Source organism: Micromonospora sp. LOL_024, from assembly GCF_048060415.1.
Taxonomy (GTDB): Bacteria; Actinomycetota; Actinomycetes; order Mycobacteriales; family Micromonosporaceae; genus Micromonospora.
In genome coordinates, this window is sequence record NZ_JBHMIS010000036.1 from 15,205 (window position 1) to 40,123 (window position 24,919).

The following is a 24,919-nucleotide window of genomic DNA, read 5'->3' on the forward strand; positions in this document are numbered from 1 at the left end:
TCAGGAGAGGGCGCCGGGCGGGGCCAACCCCTCCGACCGGGGCCACCCACGTCCGTCCACAGGGCGAAGCCCCGGTTATCCGACGGTATGCCCGAGGAACCGCAGGGCGTTGCCGCCGAGCAGCAGATCACGCTGGGCGGCGGTGAGGAAGTCGGCCTGATGGACCACCCGGCCGACTGGGCGTTCGCCCAGCGGGTACGGATAGTCACTGCCCAGCAGCACCCGGTCTGCACCCATGGTGTCCACCAGTAGCCGCAGCGCCGGAGACGAGAAGACCACCGAGTCGACCGAGAACCGGTCGACGTAGGAGCTGGGTGGTCCGGCGGAGGCGCCGCGTACCAGGTCACCTCGCCGATGCCAGGCGTTGTCGGCACGGCCGAGCCAGAACGGGAAGCTGCCGCCGCCGTGGGCGAAGCAGATCCGCAACGTCTCCGGCACCTGGTCGAACACCCCGCCGAGGATCATCGCGAGCACCGACAGGTGGGTCTCGGCGGGCATTCCGGTCAGCCACCGGGCCATCCAGCGGTCGAGGCGAGGGCCGCCGGTCATGTCCCAGGGGTGCACGAAGACCGGGGCGCCGACCTCGGCACAGTGGGTCAGGAACGTCACGATGCCAGCGTCGTCCAGGTCCCGGTCACCCACGTGGTTGCCGATCTCCACGCCGACGTGGCCGGCCGCCAGGCAGCGGTCCAGCTCCGCGCAGGCCGCGTCCGGGTCCTGCAACGGCACCTGGCAAAACGACAGCAGCCGGTCACCGCCGGCCGCGGTGACCTCCAGGGTCAGGTCGTTGAAGATCCGGGCCACCCTCGCCGCCTGGCCGGGCGGGCGGGCGTAGCTGAAGAAGACCGGCGTGGGCGAGACCACCTGCACGTCGACACCGTCGGCGGCCATGTCCGCCAGCCGGGTGTCCGCGTCCCAACACTGCGCACCGACCGGCCGGAACTCGGTCTCCCCGACCATGATCATGGCGGCGCGCTCCGAGTCGATCCGCAACCAGGGCCAGCCGGACCCGCCGCACGCCGCGGTGAGATCCGGCCACCCCTTCGGCACGAGGTGCGTGTGTACGTCCACCACCGGCGATGCCCCTGCCGGCGGGTGAACCGGCGGCCCTGCGGCGAACAGAACCGACATCAGCCCTTGCCCGGGTGCAGGGTGCCGCAGTTGGCGCAGGTGCGCGCCGCCTGGTCGGCGTAGAACTCGCCGAACACCGGGGGCAGGTCGGCGGCGATGTCACGGACCTGCAACTCAACCTCGTGCACCCGGTGTCCGCACTCTGGGCAGTACCACTGGAACTTCTCCAGCGTCCCCTCCTCGCGTACCCGCTCGATCACCACTCCGATCGAGCCGGCCTCCGGCCGCTGCGGTGAGTGCGGGGTGTTCCGCGGCAGCATCCACATCTGTCCCTCACGCACGTGCACCGTACGCGGCCCCTGCGGAAGCATCAGGTTGATGTGCATGTTGCCCTTGACCTGGTAGAAGAACTCCTCGTACGGGTCGACGTGGAAATCGGTGCGTTGGTTCGGCCCACCGACCGCCATCACAATGAAGTCGTCGGAGCCCGGCAGCATCTCCTTGTTACCCACCGGCGGCTTCAACAGGTGCTGGTTTTCCGCTATCCACCCGGGGAAGCTGAACGGCTCGGCGATCTCACTCACGGCTGGCCTCCTTCTGGGAACAGGGCGACGGCCTGCATCTCGATCAGCAGGTGCGGATGCGGCAGCTGGTGCACGGCGACGGTGGTGCGGGTCGGCCCGGTCCCGTCGAGGAACTCCGCCCACACCTCGTTGTACCCGCCGAAGTCATTCATGTTGACCAGGTAACTGGTGACCTGGACGAGGTCGGTCAGCTCGGCACCCACCGACCGCAGCAGGTCAGCGAGGTTCTCGATCACCGCCCGCGTCTGCGCCCGGATGTCCAGATCGGTCGTGCCGAACTCGTCCACCGACACACCGGCGAACGTGTTGTCCGGCCGCCGCGACGACGTCCCCGACACGAAGACGAATCCACCGGCCACCTTCACGTGCGGGAACGCCCCTCGCGGCACCGCCTTGCCCGCCACCACCCGGGCCCCGTCGCCGGCGTTCACGACAGAGCCCGAAGCGAAGCCGTACCGAGCTTCTCGACCACCGCCCGCACATGGGCGCCAGGCCGTAGCGGAACCGCCGCCGTCGCCGCACCGGCCAGGAAGACCCAGCCCTCGCGCAACCGGACGCCGTGCCGCCCCGCCAGCCGGATGCCCTCGTCGAGGGCCCGACGCGGGTCACCGAGGATCGCCGCCGTCGAGCCGACCTGGGCGACCCGCCCGTCGATCTCCAGCAGCACACCCAGGTTGTCCAGCCCGTCGGGCACCGGCGACCACGACCCGACGACGAACGCGGCCGCCGAGGTGTTGTCGGCGATCACGTCCGGCAGGCTGAAGGTGAAGTTCGCGTACCGGGAGTCGATCAGTTCGATCGCCGGGGCGACCGCCCGCACCGCGTCGGTGAAGTCGCCGACCGGCTCGCCGGGTTCGGGGAGCCGGTCCAGCAGGAACGCCACCTCAGGCTCGGCCCGGGGGTGGATGAAGCGGGCCACGTCCACCGTCCCGCCGTCGGCTACCCGCATCACGTCGGTGAGCCGGCCCCAGATGACCTCGCCCACCCCGACCTGGGCCATCTTGGCCTTGCTGGTGAGCCCCATCTTGAGCCCGACCAGCCGCTCTCCCCGGTCCAGCCGGCGCTGCACCAGGGCGGCCTGCACCGCGTACGCGGCGTCGACGTCGAGGCCCGTCTGCGCGGCGAGTTGCGGTACCGCGGTGGCCGTGTCGGCCGCCGCGCCCAGCGTGCCCGCGATGCCCGCGATGTCCGGCTCGATCATGATTCTCCCCTGCCCGCAAGGTCCAACGCCACGTCCACAATCATGTCCTCCTGCCCGCCGACCATCCGCCGTCGACCCAACTCGACCAGGATCGAGCGGACGTCCACCCGGTAGCGCGCCGAGGCGCGTTCAGCGTGCCGCAGGAAACTGGAGTAGACCCCCGCGTACCCCAGAGAGAGGGTTTCCCGGTCCACCTGGACGGGCCGGTCCTGCAACGGGCGGACGACGTCGTCGGCGACGTCCATCAACGCGAAGACGTCGCAGCCGTGCTGCCAGCCGTGCAGCTCGGCGACGGCGACGAAGACCTCCAACGGCGCGTTGCCGGCGCCGGCGCCCATGCCGGCCAGGGAGGCGTCCACCCGGACCGTCCGTCCGGCAGCGGAGCCGACCGGACCGTCGCCGGCGACCCGGCCGTGCTCGACAGCGACCACGCTGTTGGCGACCCCGAGCGAGAGGTTGTGGTGGGCGTGGACGCCGATCTGCGTGGTCGGCTCCAGCACCTGCCGGTACGCGTCTACCCGCTGCGCCACGTCGGACATCAGCAGCCGGCCGCCGGAGTCCGTGACGTAGACGCAGTGCGCGCCGTAGGACTCCATGAGCTTGGCCTGGCCGGCCAGCCCGGCCGGGTCGTTCATGTGGGACATCATCAGGAAGCCGGCCACGTCCATGCCGTGCTCCCGGGCCCACGAGATGTGCTGGGCGGAGATGTCCGCCTCGGTGCAGTGGGTGGCGATCCGGACGCTGGTGACGCCGAGCGCCCGGGCCGCCTTCAGGTCGGCGATGGTGCCGATACCGGGCAGCAGCAGGGTGGTGAGCTTCGCGTTCGTCATCACCTCGGCCGCCGCCGAGATCCACTCGGCGTCGCTGGCCGCGCCGTGGCCGTAGTTGACGCTCGATCCGGCGAGTCCGTCGCCGTGCGCCACCTCGATCGCGGCGACCCCGGCCGCGTCCAGCGCCGCGGCGATCGTGCGTACCTGGTCGACGGTGTAGCGGTGGGCGATGGCGTGCATGCCGTCGCGCAGCGTCACGTCCTGGATGTACAGCTCGGTCATCTGGGCCTACACCTCCGCACGGTGGGCGGCCAACCGCTCCGCGGTGCGCAGCGCGGCCGAGGTCATGATGTCCAGGTTCCCGGCGTACGCGGGCAGGTAGTGGCCGGCGCCGGAGACCTCCAGGAAGACCGACACCTGCCACCCCGACAGGCGGCCACCCAGCGCTGGCACGTGGGTGTCCAGCCGGTCGAACTGCACATCCTGCTTGAGGCGGTAGCCGGGGACGTACTCCTGCACGCCCGCCACCATCTCCGCCACGGAAGCGGCGATGGCGGAGCGGTCGGCATCAGCGTCCGGGCAGAGGCAGTAGACCGTGTCCCGCATCAGCAGCGGCGGGTCGGCCGGATTCAGCACGATGATCGCCTTGCCCCGGTCGGCGCCGCCGACCACCTCGATCGCCCGGGCGGTGGTCTCGGTGAACTCGTCGATGTTGGCCCGGGTTCCCGGGCCGGCCGAGCGCGAGGCGATCGAGGCGACGATCTCGCCGTACGCGACCGGGGTGACCCGGCGCACCGCGGCGACGATCGGCACGGTCGCCTGCCCGCCGCAGGTGACCATGTTCAGGTTCGGCTCGCCCAGATGCTCGTCCAGGTTGACCGGCGGCACCACGTACGGGCCGACGGCGGCCGGGGTCAGGTCGACGACGGTACGCCCGTGGGCGCGCAGCACCGCGGCGTTGTGCCGGTGCGCTCCGGCCGAGGTGGCGTCGAAGACCAGCGCCACGTCCGCGAACTCCGGCATCGTGACCAGGCCGTCAACGCCGTGCGCGGTGCTCGCCACGCCGAGCCGGCGGGCCCGGGCGAGCCCGTCGGAGTCCGGATCGATGCCGGCCATCGCGACCATCCGCAGCGAGTCCGACAGCCGGAGCACCTTAATCATCAGATCGGTGCCGATGTTGCCCGACCCGATCACCGCCACGCCCGTCGTCACGAGAGGAACTCCTTCGTGAAGCAGGTCCGCACCGAGCCGAGGCCGGAGATGCGAGCCTCGTATGCCGCGCCCGGGGTCACCGCCACCATCGGTCCGAGCGCGCCGGAGAGCACCACGTCACCGGCGCGCAGCGGATCACCAGCCCGGGCCGTCGTGCCGGCCAACCAGGCCAGCGCGTGCAACGGATTGCCGAGGCAGGCCGCCCCGGCACCGACCGACACCGGCTCCCCGGCCCGTTCCAGCACCATGCCGGCCAGGCGCAGGTCCACCTCGGCGGGCCGGCGGGGCGTGGTGCCAAGCACGAACAGCCCGCTGGAGGCGTTGTCCGCCACGGTGTCCACGATGGAGATGTCCCAGCCGGCCACCCGCGAGTCGACGATCTCGATGGCCGGCAGCAGGTGATCGACGGCACGCAGCAGGTCGGCGGTGGTGACCCGGTCGTCGGGCAGGTCGGCGCCGAGCACGAAGGCGATCTCTGCCTCCACCCGAGGTTGCAGCAGCCGGTCGAGGGCGACCTCGACGCCGTCGGGCACCGCCATGGCGTCGGTGAGCACCCCGAAATCCGGCTCGTACACGCCGAGGCTCTCCTGCACCACCCTGGAGGTCAGGCCGATCTTCGCGCCCACCCGGCGCTGCCCGGCCGCCAGCCACTCGCGGACCTGAAGCTGCTGCACCCGGTACGCGGATCCGACATCCCCCTCCGGGATCAGCCGTCCGCGCGGCGGCGGGCAGGGCTTGCCGGTCTTCCGGGCCTCGGTCAACTCCCGGGCCACCGAGCCAAAATCGATCATGACAGGTCCACACAGACGTTTGTGAGTTCGGAGTAGAAGTCGAGCGAGTGCACGCCACCCTCGCGGCCGACGCCGGAGGCCTTCACCCCGCCGAACGGGGTACGCAGGTCGCGCAAGAACCACGTGTTCACCCAGACGATGCCGGCGTCCAGCCGCGCGCCGGCCCGGTGCGCCCGACCCACGTCCCGGGTCCAGACCGCCGCCGCCAGGCCGTACTCCGTGCCGTTGGCCAGCGCGTACGCCTCGTCCTCGTCGTCGAACGGCGCCACGTGCACCACCGGGCCGAAAATCTCCTGACGGTTCGTCCGGGTGTCCGGGCCGAGCCCGGTCAGCACCGTCGGCTGGACGTACGCGCCGCCGTCGCGGGCGTCGCCGAAGCGCGGCGAACCGCCGCCGGCGAGCACCTGCGCACCCTGCGCCCGGGCCAGGTCGTAGTGCCCGAGGACCTTGCTCCGGTGGGCCCGCGAGATCAGCGGCATGTTCACCGTCGCCTCGTCGGCCGGCCAGCCGTACGCCAGCTCGGCGGCCCGCCCGGCCAGCCGGGCGGTGAACTCCTCGAACACCGGTCGCTGCACGTAGATCCGTTCGGTGCACAGGCACACCTGGCCGCCGTTGGTGAAGCTGGAGCGGACCGACCCGGCCACCGCGGCGTCCAGGTCGGCGTCGGCGAAGACCAGCCCGGCGTTCTTGCCGCCCAACTCGAAGCTGACCGCCTTCACCCCGTCGGCGGCGGCCCGCATGATGGCGGCACCGGTGGCGGACTCGCCAGTGAAGGTGATCGCGTCGACGCCCGGATGCCGGGTGAGGAACTCCCCGGCCGAATCCGGGCCGAACCCGTGCACCAGGTTGAACACCCCGTCGGGCACGCCGGCCGCGGCCATCACCTCGGCAAGCAGGGTCGCCGAGGCGGGCGTTTCCTCACTGGGCTTGACCACCACCGCGTTGCCGCAGGCCAGGGCCGGAGCGACCTTCCAGGTGAGCAGCAGTAGCGGCAGGTTCCACGGCACGATCACCGCGACCACGCCGACCGGTTTGCGTACCGCGTAGTTCAGCGCCCGACCACCGGTCGGAGTGACCGTGGTGAACGACTCCGTCGGCGCGGTGGCCACGACCTCCGCGAAGGCCCGGAAATTCGCCGCACCGCGCGGAATGTCGAGGGTACGGGCCTGAGAGATGGCCTTACCGGTGTCGGCGACCTCCGCGGCGACCATGTCGTCGAAGCGGCGTTCCAGTTCGTCGGCGACCCGGCGCAGCACCTCGGCGTGTTCCCGCTCGCCCATCCGGCCCCACGGGCCGCCCAGCGCCGCACGGGCGGCGGTCACCGCGTCGTCCACCGTGGTGCGGCCGGCCTCGACCACCTCGAAGACCGGCTCCCCGGTGACCGGCGAGTGTCTGGTGAACCGGGTGCCGGCCTCGACGAACTCGCCGCCGACGAAGTTGCGCAACAGGCCCGGACCGTCCGGTGCCTGCCCGGCCATCAGCCGTGGATCCCAGAGCGTCATCCGCGCCGCCCCCGCCCGAACGCCACCGCCACGCCGGCCACCGCCGCCACCACACCGGCCGCCACCACACCGAGCACCTGGTACTGGCGGCGGACCCGGCGGCGGACCTGTGCGTAGGGCACGGTGGAGAAGGAAACCATCTCGTACTGGGAGACGTACCGGCCGGGCAGCGCGCGTTCCAGGGCGTGCTCGATCCGCTTGCGGGTCCGGTAGACCGGCGAGCCGACCTTGTCCCGCATCTCGACGAAGTTGGCCAGCGCCATCTGGGCGATCGCCTCCGCGTTGTCTTGCCGGCGCTGCTGGAACAGCGGCAGCGCGGCGGACCAGTCGTCGGCGCGCTCGTCCAGGCAGCGATCCAGCTCCACCACGTCCTCGAAGGCGCAGTTGGCACCCTGGCCGTAGAACGGCACGATGGCGTGCGCCGCGTCGCCGAGCAGGCCCACCCGCCCGTCGACCTGCCACGGGTCGCACCGCACGGTGCCCAGTACGCCGACCGGGTTGTTCCGGTAGTCGTCGACCAGGTCGGGGGCGAGCGAGAGCAGGTCCGGGTAGTGCTGCGCGAAGTGCCGCTCGATCGCCGCCGGGCTGCTCAGCGAGGCGAAGCTGGCGGTGCCGTGGGTGGGCCAGAACAGGGTGCAGGTGAAGGAGCGGTCAGGATTGGGCAGGGCGATCATCATCGAGGTGCCACGCGGCCAGATGTGCAGGGTGCCGGGTTCGAGCGCGAACTCGCCGCCGAGCGGCGGGATGGTCAGCTCCTTGTAGCCGTAGTCGAGGAAGTCGACGCTCTCGGTGAGCAGTCCGTGTTGGAGCAGTTGTCCGCGTACCGCCGAACCTGCGCCGTCGGTGCCGAGCACCACCTGCGCGCCCGCCGTGACCGTGCCCTGCGGGGTCTCGAAGGTCATCGTGCCGGCCGCCGGGTCGAGCCCGACCAGCCGGTGGTCGAAGGCCACCCGTACCCCGGGCAGCTTGACGGCGGCCGCCAGCAGCGCGTTGTTCAACGCGCCCCGGCTGATCGAGTTGATCGCCCGGTCGCCGGCGACGCTGTAGGACTGGAAATTCGGCTCGCCCAGCACCGGATGCACCATCCGGCCACGCATCGGCAGCGCGTCGACCGTCACCTGCTCGTCCAGCCCGACGCGGCGCAGCGCGTCCAGACCCCGCTCGGAGAGCGCCAGGTTGATCGAGCGGCCCCGTTCGGACGTCCCGGCGCGCGGGTCCGGGCGCCGCTCGTAGAGCGCCACCCGATGTCCCCGCCGGGCCAGGAAGCAGGCCAGCAGGCAGCCGGCCAGCCCGGCGCCCACCACCGCGATCTCGTCCCGCTCCTGCGTCACCGGGCCACCTCCGGAACCGTCGCGGCCAGCGCGTCGGCGACTCGCCAGCAATCGTGGTACGTCGAGTAGAGCGGCACCGGGGCGAACCGGACGACGTCCGGTTCGCGGGCGTCGGCGATCACCCCGTGCTCGTGCCGCAGCCGCTTGGTCAACTCGCTGGCGCTGCCCGCACCGAAGCGGACCGAGAGCTGACTACCGCGTCGCCGCGGCTCGCGCGGGGTGATGACGGTCAGCGGCCGGCGGACGCAAACCTCGTCCAGCAGCCGCTCCAGGTAGCCGGTGAGACGCAGGCTGCGCTCGCGTAGCGCCGGCATGCCGACCGAGTCGAACAGCTCCAGCGAGGTGCGGACCGGGCCCATCGCGAAGATCGGCGGGTTGGAGACCTGCCACGCGTCGACGGTGGCCGGTGGCCGGCTGACCGGGGCCATCTCGAACCGGGTCGTGGCCGCCGTGCTCCACCAGCCCTCGAAACGGGGCAGCCCCTCGTCACCGTGGTGCCGTTCGTGCACGAACACCCCGGCGAGCGCGCCGGGGCCCGAGTTCAGGTACTTGTACGAGCACCAGGCGGCGAAGTCGACGTCCCAGTCGTGCAGCGCCAGCACCACGTTGCCCGCCGCGTGCGCCAGGTCCCAGCCGACGACCGTGCCGGCGGTCCGCCCGGCGGCGGTGATCGCCGGGATGTCCATCAGCTCGCCGGTGAGGTAGTTGACGCCGCCGAGCAGCACCAGCGCGACGGTGTGTCCCTCGGCCGCCAGGAACGCGGTGACGTCCTCGGTTCGCAGGGTGTCCTCGCCGGGACGCGGCGTGAGGCGGACGACTGCGCGGTCCGGATCGAGGCCGTGGAAGCGCGCCTGGCTGCGAACCGCGTAGCTGTCCGACGGGAAGGCGCTGTCCTCGATGACGATCCGGGTCCGCTCGCCCGCCGGCCGGTAGAAACTGACCATCAGCAGGTGCAGGTTGACCGTCAGCGAGTTCATCACCACGGTCTCGCCGGGCAGGGCGCCGACCAGTCGCGCGGCCGGCGCCGTCAGCGACTCGTGGTACGGCAGCCAGGGTCGTGCCGCCTCCAGGTGCCCCTCCACACCGAACCGGCCCCAGGCGTCCAGATCGGCCAACAGCTCGCCGCGGGTCGCCCGCGGTTGCAGTCCGAGCGAATTGCCGGCCAGGTACGCGGCCTCGGGGTAGCGGCCACCCCCGGCGGGCGGCAGGTGGAACAGGTGCCGGTGCCCCGGATCGGTGGCGTCCAGGCGGACGGCCTCGGCCTCGCCGGGGCGGGCCGGCTCGACGCCGGTATCACTCATCGTCACTTTCGCCTCACATCGCTGTACGGGCCGACCAGAGTTCGGGGAACACCACCCGGGCCATGCTGCGTTGCAGCCAGGCCAACCCGGCGGAGCCACCGCTGCCGACTTTTGCACCCATGGTGCGCTGCACCGCCTTGACGTGGTGGTGCCGCCAGTCGCCGAACTGCTCGGCCACCTCGGTCAGTGCCTCGCCGAGCAGCCGCAGCTGGTTCTCCGGGCCGGTGTCGGCGTAGATCCGCACCCACGCGGCCTCGACGGCGGGATCCGTCTCGTGCTCGGCCGACACGTCCCGCGCCAACAGTTCGGCGGGCAGGTCGTGGCCGTGCCGGGCGAGCAGCGCGATCACCTCGTCCCAGACGCTCGGGGTGACCAGGGCGTCGGTGAGTTCCGTGTACACCTCGGTCTGCCGGCGGAACGGCCGGATCAGTGCCGCGTCCCGCAGCCCGAGCTGGAACTCCAGGTGGCGGTACATGGCCGACTGGAAGCCCGATCCCTCGCCGAGCAGGTTGCGGAAGCGGTTGAAGTCGGCCGGGGTCATCCAGCGCAGGCCCCGCCAGGCGGCGTTGAGCCCCTCCAGGTGCAGTGCGGCCCGACGCAGCGGAGCCAGCGCCTCCCAGACCCGATCGGCACGCAGCAGCCGGCTCGTCTCCCGCAGTTCGTGGCAGGTCAACCCGAAGTACAGCTCCATGATCTGACTGATCATCAGGAAGGACATCTCGCCCGGGTCGCTGCTCAGCGGCTGTTGAAGCCCGTGCAACGTGCTGGCCTGTACGTAGGCGTCGTAGGGAACCAGCTCGGCGAACTCCAGGGTCGGCTCGCCGCCGTTGCGCGCGGCGCGTGCCGCCCGCTGGTCTTGCGTGGCCGGACGCACCGCCGCCCGAGTCCCTGGGCACAGTTCGGTCTGCTCCATGCGTCCACTCCTTCCCTGGCTGCCGTCCAGTTATGATCTCCTGCCGAACCAGCCGGATGGAATGCCTGTTCAACGGCGCTTCAGCCGATTGGCCTGCGGAACGGAAGCCGCTGGCAGGGATCGGCCTGCCGCGCGTAAGGTGCAGGCGTGGACGAGATGGACTGGGCCCTGCTACACGAGTTGCAGGCCGACGCGCGGCTGTCGTTCAGCGAGCTGTCCCGGCGGGTGCATCTCTCCCCACCGGCGGTGGCCGAACGGGTACGCCGGCTGGAGGAGGCTGGGGTGATCACCGGCTACCACGCCCACGTCGACCTCGCCCGGGCCGGCCGCAGCGTGATCGCGCTGATTCGGATGTCCTGTTATGGCGCGCGGTGCATCCTGCACGACCCGGAGGTCGCCGGGTGGCAGGAGATCCTGGAGATCCATCGGATCACCGGCGACGCGTGCAGCATGCTCAAGGTCTCGGCCGGCTCGATCGGGGAGTTCGAGAGCGTCATCGACCGGCTCGCCCCGTACGGCCAGCCGTCGAGCACGATGGTGCTCTCCACGCCACTCGGCTGGCAACCCCTCACCCCTCTCACGAAGGAAGGGCCCCCGGTTGACGCCTCAGGTAGAACAAGGGCCTCTCCTTAACAAACACCCCGCCGGGTTAGCGCCGGGACCAGGGGGAAAGCACCGCGGGTCGCCCCAGCAGGACCGGTCTCACCGGTGCCGGGAGGGAGAATCATGCGGGGTTTGCGAACGCAGGTAGGCGTAATCTGTCCGCCGTCGAACGTCGTCCGGCTACTCGGGGCGTTCGTCCTGATCGCCGCGTTCGTCCTGATCGGCGCCGCGCCCGCCCGAGCGGGCGAGAACACCTTCGTCGAGGTGACGCCGAACAGTGTCCAGGCCGGCTCCCGGGTACACATCCGCGCGAGCTGCGACAACGCCAACAACCGCCAGGCCGAGGTGACCTCGGACGCCTTCAACCAGGCATTCCTACGGCCCGACAACGGCTTCCTCACCGGGTCCGTGACCGTGCCGGGCAACAAGCCCGCCGGCGACTACCCGGTGCACCTGCGCTGCGACAACGACCAGATGGCCAGCACCACGTTGAGCGTGCTCAACATGGATCAGCCCACCAAGGGCCCGGCGACCGGTGGCGGTGGCACCGCGAGCCGCAGCACGGGGTCGATGCTGCTGCTCGGCGGCGCCGCCACGGTGGCGGCGATGGTCGTCTTCGGGCTGGTAAGCAGCCGACGTCGGACCGGCTCCTGACCCACCGACGCCATGACCGGCTACCGCGTCCCCACGCCGGAACCGGGTCCTGGCCCGCCCCGGACCGCCACCCGCCGTGGACTGCGTGCCTGGTACCGGAGGGCGGCCTCGGTGGGACGCCGGCTGGGCCGGTTCACCGCGCAGATCGGTACGGCCAGCGTCACCACGCCCGATCCGTCGGCCGCACCGCTACGACCGAGGCCCCGGCACGCTAGTGCTGCCGGGACCCGACGGCGCGTCCACGTCAACCCGGGACTACCGGTCCTGGTGATCGGCGCGGTGATGCTCCTGATCGTGACGATGCTGGGCATCGAGCGGATGACCGGGCTGAGTCTGCTGCCGGACCGGTTCATCGCCGGGCTGGTGCCGCCCCCTAAAGACTTTCCGCTGTTGACGGCGAGCGAGCCGGTCAGCATCGAGATCAACAAGATCGACCTGGCGGCGCCGGTGCACAACGTGGGCATCGCTCCGGACGGCAGCATCGCCGCCCCACCCGCCGAGCGCGCCCAGGAGGCCGGTTGGTACGACCAGGGTCCCACCCCGGGGCAGTACGGCCCCGCCGTCATCGTGGGGCATGTCGACACCACCAGCGGGCCGGCGGTCTTCCACCACCTGCGGGAGCTACGGGCCGGCGACCATGTGGAGGTGGCCCGCTCGGACGGCTCGGTGGCGGTCTTCGAGGTCGACCGGACCGACCGGTACGACAAGGAGCAACTGCCGGCGGACGAGGTCTTCGGCGACTTCAGCCGCCCTCAGTTGAGGCTGATCACCTGCGGCGGGCGTTGGGTGGGCGGACAGACCGGCTACGCGGACAACGTGGTGGTGTTCGCTTCGCTGGTCGAGGCCCGCTGAGGCGGGGGCCCGCCAAGGCCGCTCAGGCCCGCTGGGGATGAGGCCCGCCGGTGCTCGCCGCCGGGTCAGGCGGCTTCGGACTCGCGGAGGTCGAGCCAGTTGACCCAACGCGGGTCAGGCACCCGGTGCCCGAGTACCCGCCAGGCGATTCCCTTCGGTGCCGAGGGCGGCGAGTGCAGCCGCCACCCCAACTCGGCCGGGGTCTTGTCGCCCTTGGTGTGGTTGCACCTCGCGCAGGCGGCGACCACGTTCTCCCACGCGTGCCGCCCGCCCCGGCTGCGCGGGAAGACGTGGTCGATGGTCTCGGCCGGTCCTCGGCAGTAGGCGCACCGCCAGCCGTCCCGGGCGAAGATCGCACGGCGGGACAAACCCACGTGGGTACGGTACGGTACCCGGACGAAACGGGTGAGTCGGACGACCGACGGTACCGGCAGTGCGTTGCGGGCGCTGTGCAGGATACCTTCGCCGTCAGCGACGCAGACCGCCTTGGCGGAGAGCACGAGGATAGCGGCCCGACGTACTGACACGACACACAGCGGCTCGTAGGTGGCGTTGAGAACCAGCGCGCCGGAGCCCACCGTGGGTCGTATGTCAGGCATCGCGTCACCCTCCCGGTCTAGCGGCTTCCCCCACTCGCCATCGCCGACCGGTGCCGGGCACAGCCGTGCACCATGTCGACGCCGGCCGGATCACCGACGTCCGTTGCGCCAATAGTCCCTGATCGGACCGGCGAATGCACGCACTAATCCTGGGTACCCGCGCGAGCTTCTCCGGCGGTGGGCGGCTGGCGGCGACCTCGTCCGGTGGGTCGGCGGCGGGACCTCCGGGCGGGTGCGGTACGAAATCAGGGTGACCGTGAGCAGCCTCAGCCCCACACCCGCCCCGCCCGTTTCGGACGCGGCCGAGACACCGAGCCCGGAATGCCTGGACGAGGCCCTGTGCAAGATCGTCTGGAACTGGTCCGACTCGGTGTGGTTCGCCGAGGGCAGCTTCTGGATCCTGGTCAAGCCGCTACGGATCATCGTGATCCTGCTGCTCGCGATAGCCGCCCGCTGGCTGGTGCACCGCACGGTCCGCCGGCTGGTGCGGTCCACCAGCGACGCCGGGGTGCCGGCCATGCTCCGCCCGCTGCGCGAGCGGATCCCGAGTGCCGCCGCCCAACCCGGCGAGTTCGTCCCGGAGCGACGTCGGCAGCGCGCCGAAGCGATCGGGTCGGTCCTGCGCAGCATGAGCACCGCGTTCATCTTCGGCATCGCGTTGCTGATGGTGCTCAAGGAACTCAGCTTCGACCTGGCGCCGCTGCTGGCCAGCGCGGGGATCGCCGGCGTGGCGCTTGGATTCGGCGCGCAGAGCCTGGTCAAGGACCTGATCGCTGGCCTGTTCATGCTGATCGAGGATCAGTACGGGGTCGGCGACAACGTCGACCTCGGTGAGGCGACCGGCGTGGTCGAGGCGGTCGGGCTGCGGGTCACCACCGTCCGCGACGGTCGGGGCGTGCTCTGGTACCTGCGCAACGGCGAGATCGTCCGGGTGGGCAACAAGAGCCAGGGCTGGGCGTTGGTGGTGGTCGACCTGCCGATCGGGTTCGCCGGCACGGAGGAGGCCACCGCCGTGCTGCGTACCGCCGCCGCCTCGCTCACCGCGGACCCGCAACTGGCGCCGTCGATCGTCGAGCCGCCGGAGGTGCTCGGCGTCGAACAGGTGACCATCGAGGGCACCCTGATCCGGACCGTGGTCAAGACCACCGCGGACGGGCAGTTCGCGGTGGCCCGGGAGCTACGCCGCCGGCTCGCCGAGGCATTGGAGAACTCGGGTATCACGGCGCGGATCGCGACGGGCCGAATCTACCCCGGAGCACCTACTCGTTCGGAGACCGAGACCGGTCAGGGCGGGGCCACCTGATCCGAGCGGCGGGGCTCGCGGCCGAGCGGCCCCTCGGGTATCGTCCGTTCGTTCAGTCGGAGATGCGACCCACCAACCGTTCGCCCTAGCTACTTGTCAGACGATCGGGCAGAATCCGGTGCACGCGCTCTTGAGCGCATCACGTTCTCGCTGAACCGCAGACCTGACGATGGTTCCGGGGCAGCCATCACGAGTGGCCCGCCACCGGGACGATGGAGGCGATGGTGTCCGACGAGCGACCTTCTCCGGAAGGCCCGGCCACCTTCCGTGAGGTTTTCGCCCAGAGTGAGTACCGAGCCGTCTTCGCCGCCAGCACGCTGACGTGGGTCGGCGACTACGTCGCAAAGGCCGCGGTCACCCTCCTGGTTTACCGGGAGACCCAGTCCGTCGCGCTGTCGGCCGCCGCCTTCGCGGTCAGCTACCTGCCGTGGCTGGTCGGCGGGCCGTTGCTGGCCACCATCGCCGAGCGGCACCGCTACCGACAGGTCATGGTCGTCTGCGATCTCGTCCGGATGGCGCTGATGTTGCTCGTCGCCATACCGGGGATGCCGGTGCCGCTGATCCTGGCGCTACTCTTCGCCACCACCCTGGCCAATCCACCCAGCCAGGCCGCGCGCTCCGCGCTGCTGCCCATGATCCTGCCCGGAGACCGGCTCGTCGTCGGGCTCTCGGTCAACGCCAGCGTGGGGCAGGCCGCCCAGGTCGTCGGCTATCTCCTCGGTGCCGCCGTGGCGACGGTCAACCCGACCGCCGCGCTGCTGATGAACGCGGGCGCGTTCGCGTTGTCGGCCGCGCTCGTCCGGCTCGGCGTCGGCGACCGGCCGCCCGCGATGGCCACCGAACACCGCAGCCACCTGCTACGGGAGACCGCCGCCGGGTTCCGGATGGTCTTCTACACACCGGTGCTACGGGCGATCGCCATCCTGGTCTTCAGCGCGATGCTCTTCTCGATCGTGCCGGAGGGCCTCGCCGCCGCCTGGGCGAACGAACACGCCGACGAGAGCATGGACCCGGGGCTGGCCCAGGCCGTCATCATGGCGGCCACCCCGGTCGGGTTCATCCTCGGCGGGCTGCTGATCGGGCGTGCCGTGGCACCGGCCCGCCGGCTGCTCCTGCTGCGGCCGTTGGCCGTCGTCGCCCCGCTCAGCCTGGTGCCCTCGCTGCTCGACCCGCCGCCGGTGGTGGTGGCGCTACTCGCCGCCACCTGCGGGTTCGCGGTCGCCGGCATGCTGCCGGTGGCCAACGGTCTCTTCGTCCAGGCCCTTCCTGACGGCTTCCGGGCCCGGGCCTTCGGTGTCATGGCGACCGGCGTCCAGGTCATCCAGGGCACTGCGGTACTGGTCACCGGGCTGCTCGCCGAGCGTTTCCCGATCCCGGTAGTGGTCGGGGTCTGGAGCGCCGCCGGAGTGGTGCTGATGTCGCTCGTCGCCCTGCGCTGGCCCGACCAGCAGACCGTGACCGACTCCATCGAGGCCGCCCGGGCCACTCCCGGCGCACCGCCGCCGGGGCACCGTCCCGCGGCGACCCTGGCGCCGGCCACCCGGGTCCGGGCCGACCGCGGTACCCGGTGACCTGAACCACTGGCATCCACCGCGTCCCGGCCGGGCATGGACCCCTGGACGCCTGGCAGGATGGAACGGTGAATCCCGCAGGTGAGTCCGAAGGCCACAGCGAGGCGGTCACGTTCTTCGACGCCGTCGGCGGCGAGCCCACGTTCCGCAAACTCGTCGACGAGTTCTACGCCGGCATCAGCGGTGACCCCCTGCTGCGCCCGATGTACCCCGAGGAGGACCTGGCGCCGGCCGCCGACCGGATGCGGCTCTTCCTCATGCAGTACTGGGGCGGTCCCAACACCTACTCAGCCCAGCGGGGACATCCCCGGCTGCGGATGCGGCACGCCCCGTTCCGGATCGGCGCCGTCGAGCGGGACGCCTGGCTGCGGAACATGCGCCGGGCGGTCGACAGTCTCGACCTGCCCCCGGCGCTGGGCACCGAACTCTGGGACTACCTGGAGCGGTCGGCCTACTTCATGGTCAACTCCATGGAGGATCCGGCCGCGCCGGCCTGACGTCTGCGCGCCGGTCGACGGGGCCCTGGCCTTCTCCGACCTGCCTCATCCTCGGTCAGAGCAGGGCGCCCTCGTCGTGCAGCCAGTCGACGAAGCTGGTGGCCACGGCCGCCCCGCAGTCGACCAACTCGACCAGGAGCGCGTCGTGGGCGCCCGCCGCGAGCGGGACCTGCAGCTCGGCGTAGATCGGCAACTGACCGCGCTCCGTGGCGTCACCCACGTACGCCTTGCAGAAGCGCCGGGTGTGGTTCCATTCGTTGACCACCCGGTAGGCCCGGTCCGCCCAGTCGGGGGGCACGGTCGCGTGCGGTCGGGCCCGCAGCACGAGGATTTCGTCCTCCGGTCCCTCCAGTGTGACCAGCACGGCGTGCCGCTCCCACATGGCCAGTAGGTTGCCGTCCCCGTCAGCGAGGTAACGCACGTCAAGCAGGTCGAGTGCGTCGCAGATGCGACGCAGGGTCACCTGTTCGACGGTCGCCGGCATGTCTGTGATCAGCGGATGTTCTCCGCTCGGACAGTCGTCCCCCGGCTGGCGGGGGGCCGGCGGTCCGACCCGGACGGCACCCTCCACCGAGATCCTGCTTCGAGTTTCCGGGTCGCCGCCACTGGCGGGACCGGGGCGCCATGACCACCACGGCATCGCTCGCGCACCTCACTCCCCAGCGGATCCAGTCGCCTACGGTGGGTTGGATCCGAGGATGGACGGTACCCGGACAGCCGGAAGGAGGCACCCCCCCAACGGCAGCACCAGACCAGAAGGATGACCAGAGGTCATCCTTTCGCATGAGCCGCAGCGGGCCGAACGACAAGATCCGTGGCCTTCCGCAACCAGGCGGCTCCGTACGGTCCCACCAGGCCGACCCATCGGCCAGCCGAACGGACCTGGACCCCCTGATCCGGCGAATCCCCGCACGGGCCGAGAAAACCCATCCGGACCAGACCCTGCACCACCCGCTGGGTCACCTCGACCGGACGGCCCGGCTCCTCGTCGGGGGTGACCACCACCGCCACATGATCCAACAGGGCGTCCCGCAGCGCCCGCTGCCCGACCGCCCGACCGGCGACACCGTGCTCGGCCGCCTCCCGCAAGGTGCCCGCCGCCGCCTCGGCCAACCGCAACACCTCCGCGCCCGGCAGGGTCTCCACCCGACGACTCGCGGCGGGTGGCAGCGCCCACCGCCACTGGGCGTCAAGGGTGGCCGGCAGGGCTGCGCGGCCGGCCGCCAACTCCGCGAGCAACCGCCCGGCGGCCACGGTGACGTCGCCGGCACCCGCGCCGGCGACCGTGCGGACCACCAGCACCCCCCACGGCAGCCGGGCCCAGAGGGCGGTACGGGCCGGCGCACCCACCGGACGGAGCCGGACCAACGCGGCGGGCTCCAGCCGGACGAGCCGAGCCAGGAAGGCTCCGGCGTCGGGCACACCGGTGATGCCGTGCACGGCACCGCGCCCGCTCATCGGTCCATCCCGCCGTCAGCGACGTGGCCGAGCAGGAACGCGCGCTCCGCGTCGCTGACCCGCCGGGGCACCTGCCGGGTCAGGTCGTACGGGACCAGCACCGAACGGGCCCGGCTGATCAGAAGGTCGCCGTCGTACATCTCGTAGCCGACGACGAACGACGCGGCCCGCAACTGCTCCACCCACAACTCGATCCGAACGGTGGGCGCCGCGTCCTCGGTGGCCCGGTCCAGGGCGTAGTCGACCGGGCGGAGGTAGTCGATCTCGTGCCGGCGGACCACCACCCCCTCGGCGAACGAGTCGACCCCCTGCGCCCGGGCACCGACGAACATCAACGCGACCCGGGCCTCCTCGTAGAGGGTGAGAAAGCGGGCATTGTTGACATGCCCGTACGCATCCAGGTCGGACCACCGCAGGGCGCAGTGGTAGGCAAACCGGTCAGCCACGGGAATCGACTCCGGTCAGTCGCGGGTCAGCTTGCGGTACGTCACCCGGTGCGGGCGGGCCGCCTCGACACCGAGCCGGTCGATCTTGTTCTTCTCGTACGCCTCGAAGTTGCCCTCGAACCAGAACCACCGAGCCGGGTCCTCGTCGGTGCCCTCCCAGGCCAGGATGTGCGTGGCGACCCGGTCCAGGAACATCCGGTCGTGGGAGATCACCACGGCGCAGCCGGGGAACTCCAGCAGCGCGTTCTCCAGGCTGGACAGGGTCTCCACGTCCAGGTCGTTGGTCGGCTCGTCGAGCAGGATCACGTTCCCGCCAATCTTGAGCGTGAGCGCGAGATTGAGCCGGTTGCGTTCTCCGCCGGAGAGCACCTTGGTCGGCTTCTGCTGGTCCGGCCCCTTGAAGCCGAACGCTGCGATGTACGCCCTGGACGGCATCTCGACCTTGCCCACCATGAGGTAGTCCAGGCCGTCGGAGACCACCTCCCAGACCGTCTTGTCACTGTCGAGGCCCTGCCGGTTCTGGTCGACGTACGACAGGGAGACCGTGCCGCCGACGCGGACCTGGCCGGCGGTCGGCTCCTCCAACCCGACGATGGTCTTGAACAGGGTGGTCTTGCCGACGCCGTTCGGGCCGATGATGCCGACGATGCCGTTGCGCGGCAGCGAGAACGACAAGTTGTCGATCAGGACCCGGTCGTCGAAGCCCTTGGTCAGGCCGTGTGCCTCGATGACGGTGTTGCCCAGGCGCGGGCCCGGCGGAATCTGGATCTCCTCGAAGTCCAGCTTCCGGGTCTTCTCCGCCTCGGTGGCCATCTCGTCGTACCGGTCGAGACGTGCCTTGGACTTGGTCTGTCGGGCCTTGGCGTTGGAGCGGACCCACTCCAGCTCCTCGGAGAGGCGCTTCTTCATCTTGGCGTCGCGGCGGCCCTCCACGGCCAGCCGAGCGGCCTTCTTCTCCAGATAGGTGGAGTAGTTGCCCTCGTATCCGACGGCACGGCCCCGGTCCAGCTCCAGAATCCAGCCGGCCACCTTGTCCAGGAAGTACCGGTCGTGGGTGATGGCGATGACGGTGCCGGCGTACTTGGCCAGGTGCTGCTCCAGCCACTGCACGCTCTCCGCGTCCAGGTGGTTGGTGGGCTCGTCGAGCAGCAGCAGGTCGGGCGCCTCCAGCAGCAGCTTGCACAGCGCGACCCGGCGGCGCTCGCCACCTGAGAGCTGGGTGACGGGGGCGTCCGGCGGCGGGCAGCGCAGCGCGTCCATCGCCAGTTCGAGCTTGGAGTCGACATCCCAGGCGTCGGCGTGGTCCAGCTCCTCCTGAAGCCGGCCCATCTCCGCCATCAGCTCGTCGGAGTAGTCCGTCACCATCTGCTCGGCGACCTTGTTGAACCGCTCCAGCTTCGCCTTCGTCTCGGCCACCGCCTCCTCGACGTTGCCGAGCACGGTCTTGGCGTCGTTGAGCGGGGGCTCCTGCGCGAGCATGCCCACGGTGAAGCCGGGCATCAGCCGGGCATCGCCGTTGCTCGGCCGGTCCAGCCCTGCCATGATCTTGAGAAGGCTGGACTTACCGGCGCCGTTCGGGCCGAGCACACCGATCTTGGCCCCCGGCAGGAAGCTCAGCGTCACGTTGTCGAGCACGACCTTGTCGCCGTGCGCCTTGCGCGCCTTCTCCAGGACGTAGATGTACTGGGCCACGGTGCGGGCACCTCCGTCGGTTTCGATCGCTGGATTCGCGTGGTGCGGGCGCGGGCCAGGTCCGCCGCCCACCACCGCCCGCCACCGCCGGCCGAAAGCCGGCCGCGCGCACGCCACCGTCAATCCTGACAGGTGCGGCGGGCCGCGACCACATCGCCCCGCCCGGCGGTACGTGGGCAGGCCGCGCCGCCCCCGGGCGCCGACGCTGCCGACTGACCTGTCAGCATGATCACGTCTGCGGTTCGGCGGTTTCGAGACGGGTAGGTGAGACCGGCACAGGGCAACGAACGCCGCAGCTACGCTCAGTACGCTCATTGCGGTGGACCCGTAAGCACCCGGAGGTGGCCGATCGTGACCGTCCGTAGCTCCTTTGTCGTAGTGGCGAATCGACTGCCGGTCGACGAGGTAAGCACACCCGAGGGACGGCAGTGGCGACGCAGTCCCGGCGGGCTGGTCACCGCGCTGCATCCGGTGCTCGCCGAGCACCAGGGCACCTGGGTCGGCTGGGCCGGCGGCACCGGCGCCGCCCCCGACCCGTTCGACCTGGAGGGCATCCGGTTGCATCCGGTGCCGTTGAGCGCGGAGGAGTTGGAGCGCTACTACGAGGGCCAGTCCAACGCGACGATCTGGCCGCTCTACCACGACGCCGTCGAGACCCCCGCCTACAAGCGACGCTGGCGGGAGGCGTACCGCCTCGTCAACGCCCGCTTCGCGGAGGCCGCGGCGGAGGTCGCGGCCGAGGGCGCCACGGTGTGGGTCCAGGACTACCAGCTGCAACTGGTGCCGGCGATGCTGCGGGAGCTGCGGCCCGACCTGCGGATCGGCTTCTTCCTGCACATCCCGTTCCCGCCGATCGAGTTGTTCATGCAGATGCCGTTCCGCGCCGAGATCCTGCGTGGCCTGCTCGGCGCCGACCTGGTCGGGTTCCAGCAGCGACTGGCCGCGCAGAACTTCGTCCGGTTGGCCCGGCACCTGCTCGGCCTGCGCTACGAGGGACAGATGATCCAGGTGGACGGCCGCCAGGTCAAAGCCGGCGCGTTCCCGATCTCCATCGACACCAAGGAGATGGAGCGGCTGGCCGCCGACTCGGCGATCCAGGCCCGGGCCAAGGAGATCCGCGAGGAGCTGGGTAACCCGAGCACGATCATCCTCGGCGTCGACCGGCTCGACTACACCAAGGGCATCGAGCTGCGCCTCAAGGCGTTCCGCGAACTGCTGGCTGACGGAAAGTTGACAGTGCCGGATGCGGTTATGGTGCAGGTCGCCACGCCGAGCCGCGAGCGGGTGGAGCACTACCAGGCACTTCGCGTCAAGGTCGAGCGCGAGGTTGGTCGGATTAATGGCGAATTCGGCCGGGTCGGCGTCCCAGCGGTGCATTATCTGCATCAGTCGTACAGTCGGACCGAACTGGCTGCGATGTACGCCGCCGCCGACGTGATGATGGTCACCCCACTGCGAGACGGAATGAACCTCGTGGCGAAGGAATACGTCGCGTCGAGGGCAGACCACGGGGGCGCACTCGTACTCAGTGAGTTCGCCGGCGCAGCCACCGAGCTGCGTCAGGCGTTCCTGTGCAACCCGCACGACCCCGACGCGGTCAAGGACGCTCTGCTACGGGCTGTGCATGTGGAGAAGCCGGAGGCTCGTCGCCGTATGCGTACCATGCAACGCCATCTGCGCACCCACGATGTGGGGCACTGGGCGAAGTCCTTCCTCACCGAACTCGGCGTTTCCGACATGGAGGCGGCGTGAACGCCGCTACCAACGAGATAGTCATGCCCGCCGCCGGCACCATGGACCCTGACCTGCGTGCCGCGATCGGACGAATCGCCCGGATGCCCCACCTGCTGGTCGCCTGCGACTACGACGGCACCCTCGCGCCGATCGTCGAGGACCCGAGCAGGGCCGTACCCCTGCCGGAGTCGGTGGCGGCGGTACGCGCGCTGGCGGCACTGCCGCAGACCACCGTGGCGGTCGTCTCCGGCCGCGCGCTACGCGACCTGGCCGCGCTCTCCCGACTACCCAGCGAGGTCCACCTCGTCGGCAGCCACGGCTCCGAGTTCGACATCGGCTTCGTCGAGCGGCTCTCACCCGAGCTGATCGCGGTACGCACCCGGCTGCGGGACGCGCTACGCGACATCGCGACGGCCCACCCCGGCGTACGCCTCGAACGCAAACCGGCCAGCGTCGCCGTACACACTCGGGGCGTGGGTCCCCAGGTCGCCGCCGCGGCCATCGAAGCCGTCCGCAACGGCCCCGCGAAATGGCCGGACGTCACCGTCACGCAGGGCAAGGAGGTCGTCGAGCTCTCCGTGGTGGCCACCCACAAGGGCACCGCCGTCGACCAGCTACGCACCCAACTCTCCGCCAGCGCGGTGCTCTTCATCGGCGACGACGTCACCGACGAGAACGCATTCGGCAACCTCAGCGGACCAGACCTCGGCATCAAGATCGGGCCCGGCGAGACCCAGGCCAACTACCGGGTGGCCGAGCCGATCGAGGCAGCTCGCGCGCTGGGTCTGCTCCTGGAGACCCGCCGGCACTGGCTGTTCGGCGAGCGGGCGGTGCCGATCGAACGTCACTCGATGCTGGCCAACGGACGCACGGTCGCACTACTCACACCCGACGCCAAGGTGAGCTGGCTCTGCCACCCCAAACCCGACTCGGCCGCCATCTTCGCGGACCTGGTCGGCGGCAGCCCGGCCGGGCACTTCAGCATCGCCCCCGAGCGCGGCGGCATCCCACTGGGCCAGCGCTACCGTTCGGGCACCATGACCGTGGAGACCCGCTGGTCCGGCCTGACCGTCACCGACTGGCTCGACAAGCCCGACCCCCGGGCCACCCCGGACGGCCCGGCCATCATCGCCGGCGACTCCACCCTCGTCCGGGTACTCACCGGCACCGGCCGCGTCCGGCTGGAATTCGCCCCCAGGCCGGAGTTCGCCCAGGTCGCGGTGCAACTCCAGCCGCTCGGCGACGGCCTGCTGGTGCTCGGCTCCAACGAACCGCTGGCGCTCTACTCCCCCGGAGTGCAGTGGGAGGTCGGTAACGACGGCGGCTACCAGAGCGCCCGAGCCGTGGTCGACCTCGCCGCGCTCGGCGGGCAGGTGGTGTTGGAACTGCGCTTCGGCACACACAGCCTGGAGCACCACCGGCTCGCGATCCACGAGCGGCAGGCCGCCGCGGAGCGGCCCTGGAAGGACTGGGTGGCCTCGCTACGACTGCCGACCACCGCCCGTGACCTGGTCGCCCGCAGCGCGCTGACGCTGCGCGGCCTGTGTCACGAGGCGAGCGGTTCGATCCTGGCGGCGGCCACCACCTCACTGCCGGAGGAGCTGGGCGGTGTCCGCAACTGGGACTACCGCTACTGCTGGCTGCGCGATGCCGCCATGACCGCCCGCGCCCTGGTCGACCTGGGCTCGATCAGCGAGGCCGAGGCGTTCCTACGCTGGGTGGACGGCTGTGTCGAGCGCACCGGGGGGCACCCCGAGCGGCTGCACCCGCTCTACACGGTCGACGGTTTCGAGCTGGGTGCCGAGGCGGTCATCGACACCCTCCCCGGTTACGCCGGCTCCCGCCCGGTACGCGTCGGCAACCTCGCCAACCACCAGCTACAGCTGGATGTCTTCGGGCCGATCGCCGACCTGATCGCCGCCACCGCCGACCTCCGCGGCTCGGTACGCGCCGAGGAGTGGCGGGTGCTGGAGAACATGGTCGAGGCGGTCCGGCGCCGCTGGCACGAGCCGGATCACGGCATCTGGGAGGCCCGCCTACCACCCCGGCACCACATCTTCTCGAAGGTGATGTGTTGGATGACCGTCGACCGGGCGCTGCACGTGGTACGCCAACACGGCGGCGAGGACCGCCCGGAGTGGGTGGAGTTGCGCGACCGGATCGGCGCCAACGTGCTGGAGAACGGCTGGCACGAGCACGCCGAGGCGTACAGCGTCGCGTACGGCGACGAGGACATGGACGCCTCGTCGCTGTGGATCGGTATCTCCGGTCTGTTGCCCGGCGACGATCCCCGCTTCCTCTCGACCGTGCTGAAAATCGAGGCGGACCTGCGAAGCGGCCCGGTCGTCTACCGCTACCACTGGGACGACGGCCTGCCCGGCCGCGAGGGCGGCTTCCACATCTGCACGTCGTGGCTGATCGAGGCGTACCTGCGCACCGGGCGGCGCACCGACGCCGAGGAACTCTTCCTCCAAATGATCGACACGGCCGGCCCAACCGGGCTGCTCCCCGAGCAGTACGACCCACTCGCCGAACGTGGCCTGGGTAACCACCCACAGGCGTACAGCCACCTCGGCGTGATCCGCTGCGCAATGCTGCTGGACAACATGCTCAAGCAGTGACCGCACCCCGTACGTGGCCAGCGGCCGGGGACAGTCGTCCCCGGCCGCTTTGTCCGCATTGGGCGAAGGCCGAGGCGTTCGGCAGTGCGAGCGGCGGATCCTAATCTGTGGGCGATATCGGCCCAATGTCCGGTCCGGTCAGGTCGACCCGAGGGCGTCGGGGTGGAATGGCCGGCGGGCGCGCGTCGTTGTACATCCCTGAACGGCTGAGGA

Annotated in this window: 24 protein-coding genes; 8 read left to right on the forward strand and 16 right to left on the reverse strand. The window is 70.8% G+C overall.

Annotation, left to right across the window (positions count from 1 at the left end; genetic code table 11):
- Positions 1-75: 75 nt before the first annotated feature.
- Genes ACFHWY_RS24380 through ACFHWY_RS24430 form a run of 11 tightly spaced genes read right to left on the reverse strand, consistent with a single transcriptional unit; the run spans position 76 to position 10,676 of the window.
- Entirely contained in the window at positions 76-1,131 is a 1,056-nt protein-coding gene (locus tag ACFHWY_RS24380; protein WP_416582580.1) for an amidohydrolase family protein, read from the reverse strand.
- On the reverse strand, positions 1,131-1,655 hold the full coding sequence (locus ACFHWY_RS24385; RefSeq protein WP_416582581.1) for a 3-hydroxyanthranilate 3,4-dioxygenase: 525 nt from the start codon (positions 1,653-1,655) through the stop codon (positions 1,131-1,133). Before ACFHWY_RS24385 ends, ACFHWY_RS24380 begins: the two co-directional genes overlap by 1 nt.
- The gene (locus tag ACFHWY_RS24390; protein WP_416582582.1) at positions 1,652-2,086 is read right to left on the reverse strand and encodes a RidA family protein; all 435 of its coding nucleotides are present in this window, start codon (positions 2,084-2,086) and stop codon (positions 1,652-1,654) included. The genes ACFHWY_RS24385 and ACFHWY_RS24390 overlap by 4 nt, the downstream gene beginning before the upstream one ends.
- Positions 2,083-2,856: a 2-keto-4-pentenoate hydratase gene (locus ACFHWY_RS24395; RefSeq protein ID WP_416582583.1), complete on the reverse strand. Its 774-nt coding sequence runs from the start codon at positions 2,854-2,856 to the stop codon at positions 2,083-2,085. Before ACFHWY_RS24395 ends, ACFHWY_RS24390 begins: the two co-directional genes overlap by 4 nt.
- Positions 2,853-3,908: a 4-hydroxy-2-oxovalerate aldolase gene (dmpG, locus tag ACFHWY_RS24400; protein ID WP_416582584.1), complete on the reverse strand. Its 1,056-nt coding sequence runs from the start codon at positions 3,906-3,908 to the stop codon at positions 2,853-2,855. The genes ACFHWY_RS24395 and dmpG overlap by 4 nt, the downstream gene beginning before the upstream one ends.
- A gap of 6 nt (positions 3,909-3,914) precedes the next feature.
- Entirely contained in the window at positions 3,915-4,838 is a 924-nt protein-coding gene (locus ACFHWY_RS24405; RefSeq protein ID WP_416582585.1) for an acetaldehyde dehydrogenase (acetylating), read from the reverse strand.
- Positions 4,835-5,629 carry a 2-keto-4-pentenoate hydratase gene (locus ACFHWY_RS24410; RefSeq protein WP_416582586.1) on the reverse strand — a complete coding sequence of 265 codons (795 nt, stop codon included), beginning with the start codon at positions 5,627-5,629 and terminating at the stop codon, positions 4,835-4,837. The genes ACFHWY_RS24405 and ACFHWY_RS24410 overlap by 4 nt, the downstream gene beginning before the upstream one ends.
- On the reverse strand, positions 5,626-7,107 hold the full coding sequence (locus tag ACFHWY_RS24415; RefSeq protein ID WP_416582602.1) for a 2-hydroxymuconic semialdehyde dehydrogenase: 1,482 nt from the start codon (positions 7,105-7,107) through the stop codon (positions 5,626-5,628). Before ACFHWY_RS24415 ends, ACFHWY_RS24410 begins: the two co-directional genes overlap by 4 nt.
- 20 nt (positions 7,108-7,127) lie before the next feature.
- On the reverse strand, positions 7,128-8,462 hold the full coding sequence (locus tag ACFHWY_RS24420; RefSeq protein ID WP_416582587.1) for an FAD-dependent oxidoreductase: 1,335 nt from the start codon (positions 8,460-8,462) through the stop codon (positions 7,128-7,130).
- Positions 8,459-9,763 (reverse strand): kynureninase, encoded by a 1,305-nt coding sequence (gene kynU / locus ACFHWY_RS24425; protein WP_416582588.1) that lies wholly within the window; start codon positions 9,761-9,763, stop codon positions 8,459-8,461. The genes ACFHWY_RS24420 and kynU overlap by 4 nt, the downstream gene beginning before the upstream one ends.
- Positions 9,764-9,776: 13 nt before the next feature.
- Complete coding sequence (locus ACFHWY_RS24430; protein ID WP_416582589.1) at positions 9,777-10,676, reverse strand: tryptophan 2,3-dioxygenase; 900 nt, start codon at positions 10,674-10,676, stop codon at positions 9,777-9,779.
- A gap of 147 nt (positions 10,677-10,823) precedes the next feature.
- Between ACFHWY_RS24430 and ACFHWY_RS24435 the strand changes: the two genes are divergently transcribed.
- The 3 genes from ACFHWY_RS24435 (at position 10,824) to ACFHWY_RS24445 (ending at position 12,785) form a co-directional block, all read left to right on the forward strand.
- A complete protein-coding gene (locus ACFHWY_RS24435) occupies positions 10,824-11,309 on the forward strand; it encodes an Lrp/AsnC family transcriptional regulator (protein ID WP_416582590.1) in 486 nt (161 codons plus the stop codon).
- A gap of 93 nt (positions 11,310-11,402) precedes the next feature.
- Positions 11,403-11,933 carry a hypothetical protein gene (locus tag ACFHWY_RS24440; RefSeq protein ID WP_416582591.1) on the forward strand — a complete coding sequence of 177 codons (531 nt, stop codon included), beginning with the start codon at positions 11,403-11,405 and terminating at the stop codon, positions 11,931-11,933.
- An 81-nt stretch (positions 11,934-12,014) separates the two neighbouring features.
- Positions 12,015-12,785: a class F sortase gene (locus ACFHWY_RS24445; protein WP_416582603.1), complete on the forward strand. Its 771-nt coding sequence runs from the start codon at positions 12,015-12,017 to the stop codon at positions 12,783-12,785.
- Positions 12,786-12,850: 65 nt separating this feature from the next.
- On the opposite strand, the gene ACFHWY_RS24450 is transcribed toward ACFHWY_RS24445, so the two are convergent.
- Positions 12,851-13,384, reverse strand: a complete 534-nt coding sequence (locus ACFHWY_RS24450) for an HNH endonuclease (RefSeq protein ID WP_416582592.1) — start codon at positions 13,382-13,384, stop codon at positions 12,851-12,853.
- A 250-nt stretch (positions 13,385-13,634) separates the two neighbouring features.
- On the opposite strand from ACFHWY_RS24450, the gene ACFHWY_RS24455 reads away from it, so the two are divergent.
- From ACFHWY_RS24455 to ACFHWY_RS24465, 3 genes are all read left to right on the forward strand, one after another.
- The gene (locus ACFHWY_RS24455) at positions 13,635-14,687 is read left to right on the forward strand and encodes a mechanosensitive ion channel family protein (RefSeq protein ID WP_416582593.1); all 1,053 of its coding nucleotides are present in this window, start codon (positions 13,635-13,637) and stop codon (positions 14,685-14,687) included.
- Positions 14,688-14,908: 221 nt separating this feature from the next.
- Positions 14,909-16,258 carry an MFS transporter gene (locus tag ACFHWY_RS24460; protein WP_416582594.1) on the forward strand — a complete coding sequence of 450 codons (1,350 nt, stop codon included), beginning with the start codon at positions 14,909-14,911 and terminating at the stop codon, positions 16,256-16,258.
- Positions 16,259-16,326: 68 nt separating this feature from the next.
- Positions 16,327-16,755 carry a globin gene (locus ACFHWY_RS24465; RefSeq protein ID WP_416582595.1) on the forward strand — a complete coding sequence of 143 codons (429 nt, stop codon included), beginning with the start codon at positions 16,327-16,329 and terminating at the stop codon, positions 16,753-16,755.
- 55 nt (positions 16,756-16,810) lie between these two features.
- Here the strand turns inward: ACFHWY_RS24465 and ACFHWY_RS24470 are convergent, their stop codons facing one another.
- From ACFHWY_RS24470 to ettA, 4 genes are all read right to left on the reverse strand, one after another.
- On the reverse strand, positions 16,811-17,395 hold the full coding sequence (locus ACFHWY_RS24470; RefSeq protein WP_416582596.1) for a YbjN domain-containing protein: 585 nt from the start codon (positions 17,393-17,395) through the stop codon (positions 16,811-16,813).
- A 131-nt stretch (positions 17,396-17,526) separates the two neighbouring features.
- Entirely contained in the window at positions 17,527-18,213 is a 687-nt protein-coding gene (locus tag ACFHWY_RS24475) for a hypothetical protein (RefSeq protein ID WP_416582597.1), read from the reverse strand.
- Positions 18,210-18,659, reverse strand: a complete 450-nt coding sequence (locus ACFHWY_RS24480) for an acyl-CoA thioesterase (RefSeq protein ID WP_416582598.1) — start codon at positions 18,657-18,659, stop codon at positions 18,210-18,212. Before ACFHWY_RS24480 ends, ACFHWY_RS24475 begins: the two co-directional genes overlap by 4 nt.
- A 15-nt stretch (positions 18,660-18,674) precedes the next feature.
- Complete coding sequence (ettA, locus tag ACFHWY_RS24485; RefSeq protein WP_416582599.1) at positions 18,675-20,351, reverse strand: energy-dependent translational throttle protein EttA; 1,677 nt, start codon at positions 20,349-20,351, stop codon at positions 18,675-18,677.
- Between the two features lie 351 nt (positions 20,352-20,702).
- Here ettA and ACFHWY_RS24490 point away from each other — a divergent pair, with 351 nt between their 5' ends.
- Both ACFHWY_RS24490 and otsB read left to right on the forward strand, forming a co-directional pair.
- Positions 20,703-22,103, forward strand: coding sequence for an alpha,alpha-trehalose-phosphate synthase (UDP-forming) (locus tag ACFHWY_RS24490; RefSeq protein WP_416582600.1), 1,401 nt, complete (start codon positions 20,703-20,705; stop codon positions 22,101-22,103).
- 23 nt (positions 22,104-22,126) lie between these two features.
- Positions 22,127-24,706: a trehalose-phosphatase gene (gene otsB, locus ACFHWY_RS24495; RefSeq protein ID WP_416582604.1), complete on the forward strand. Its 2,580-nt coding sequence runs from the start codon at positions 22,127-22,129 to the stop codon at positions 24,704-24,706.
- The last annotated feature ends 213 nt before the right edge of the window (positions 24,707-24,919 follow it).

What these genes read in the sequence shown, in the direction of transcription:
- ACFHWY_RS24450 (WP_416582592.1), bottom strand. Translation starts at nt 13,384, where the DNA reads ATGCCTGACATACGACCCACGGTGGGCTCCGGCGCGCTGGTTCTCAAC.
- ACFHWY_RS24395 (WP_416582583.1), bottom strand. Translation starts at nt 2,856, where the DNA reads ATGATCGAGCCGGACATCGCGGGCATCGCGGGCACGCTGGGCGCGGCG.
- ACFHWY_RS24430 (WP_416582589.1), bottom strand. Translation starts at nt 10,676, where the DNA reads ATGGAGCAGACCGAACTGTGCCCAGGGACTCGGGCGGCGGTGCGTCCG.
- ACFHWY_RS24460 (WP_416582594.1), top strand. Translation starts at nt 14,909, where the DNA reads ATGGTGTCCGACGAGCGACCTTCTCCGGAAGGCCCGGCCACCTTCCGT.
- ACFHWY_RS24470 (WP_416582596.1), bottom strand. Translation starts at nt 17,395, where the DNA reads ATGCCGTGGTGGTCATGGCGCCCCGGTCCCGCCAGTGGCGGCGACCCG.
- ACFHWY_RS24380 (WP_416582580.1), bottom strand. Translation starts at nt 1,131, where the DNA reads ATGTCGGTTCTGTTCGCCGCAGGGCCGCCGGTTCACCCGCCGGCAGGG.
- dmpG (WP_416582584.1), bottom strand. Translation starts at nt 3,908, where the DNA reads ATGACCGAGCTGTACATCCAGGACGTGACGCTGCGCGACGGCATGCAC.
- ACFHWY_RS24410 (WP_416582586.1), bottom strand. Translation starts at nt 5,629, where the DNA reads ATGATCGATTTTGGCTCGGTGGCCCGGGAGTTGACCGAGGCCCGGAAG.
- ACFHWY_RS24475 (WP_416582597.1), bottom strand. Translation starts at nt 18,213, where the DNA reads ATGAGCGGGCGCGGTGCCGTGCACGGCATCACCGGTGTGCCCGACGCC.
- otsB (WP_416582604.1), top strand. Translation starts at nt 22,127, where the DNA reads ATGCCCGCCGCCGGCACCATGGACCCTGACCTGCGTGCCGCGATCGGA.
- ACFHWY_RS24440 (WP_416582591.1), top strand. Translation starts at nt 11,403, where the DNA reads ATGCGGGGTTTGCGAACGCAGGTAGGCGTAATCTGTCCGCCGTCGAAC.
- kynU (WP_416582588.1), bottom strand. Translation starts at nt 9,763, where the DNA reads ATGAGTGATACCGGCGTCGAGCCGGCCCGCCCCGGCGAGGCCGAGGCC.
- ACFHWY_RS24415 (WP_416582602.1), bottom strand. Translation starts at nt 7,107, where the DNA reads ATGGCCGGGCAGGCACCGGACGGTCCGGGCCTGTTGCGCAACTTCGTC.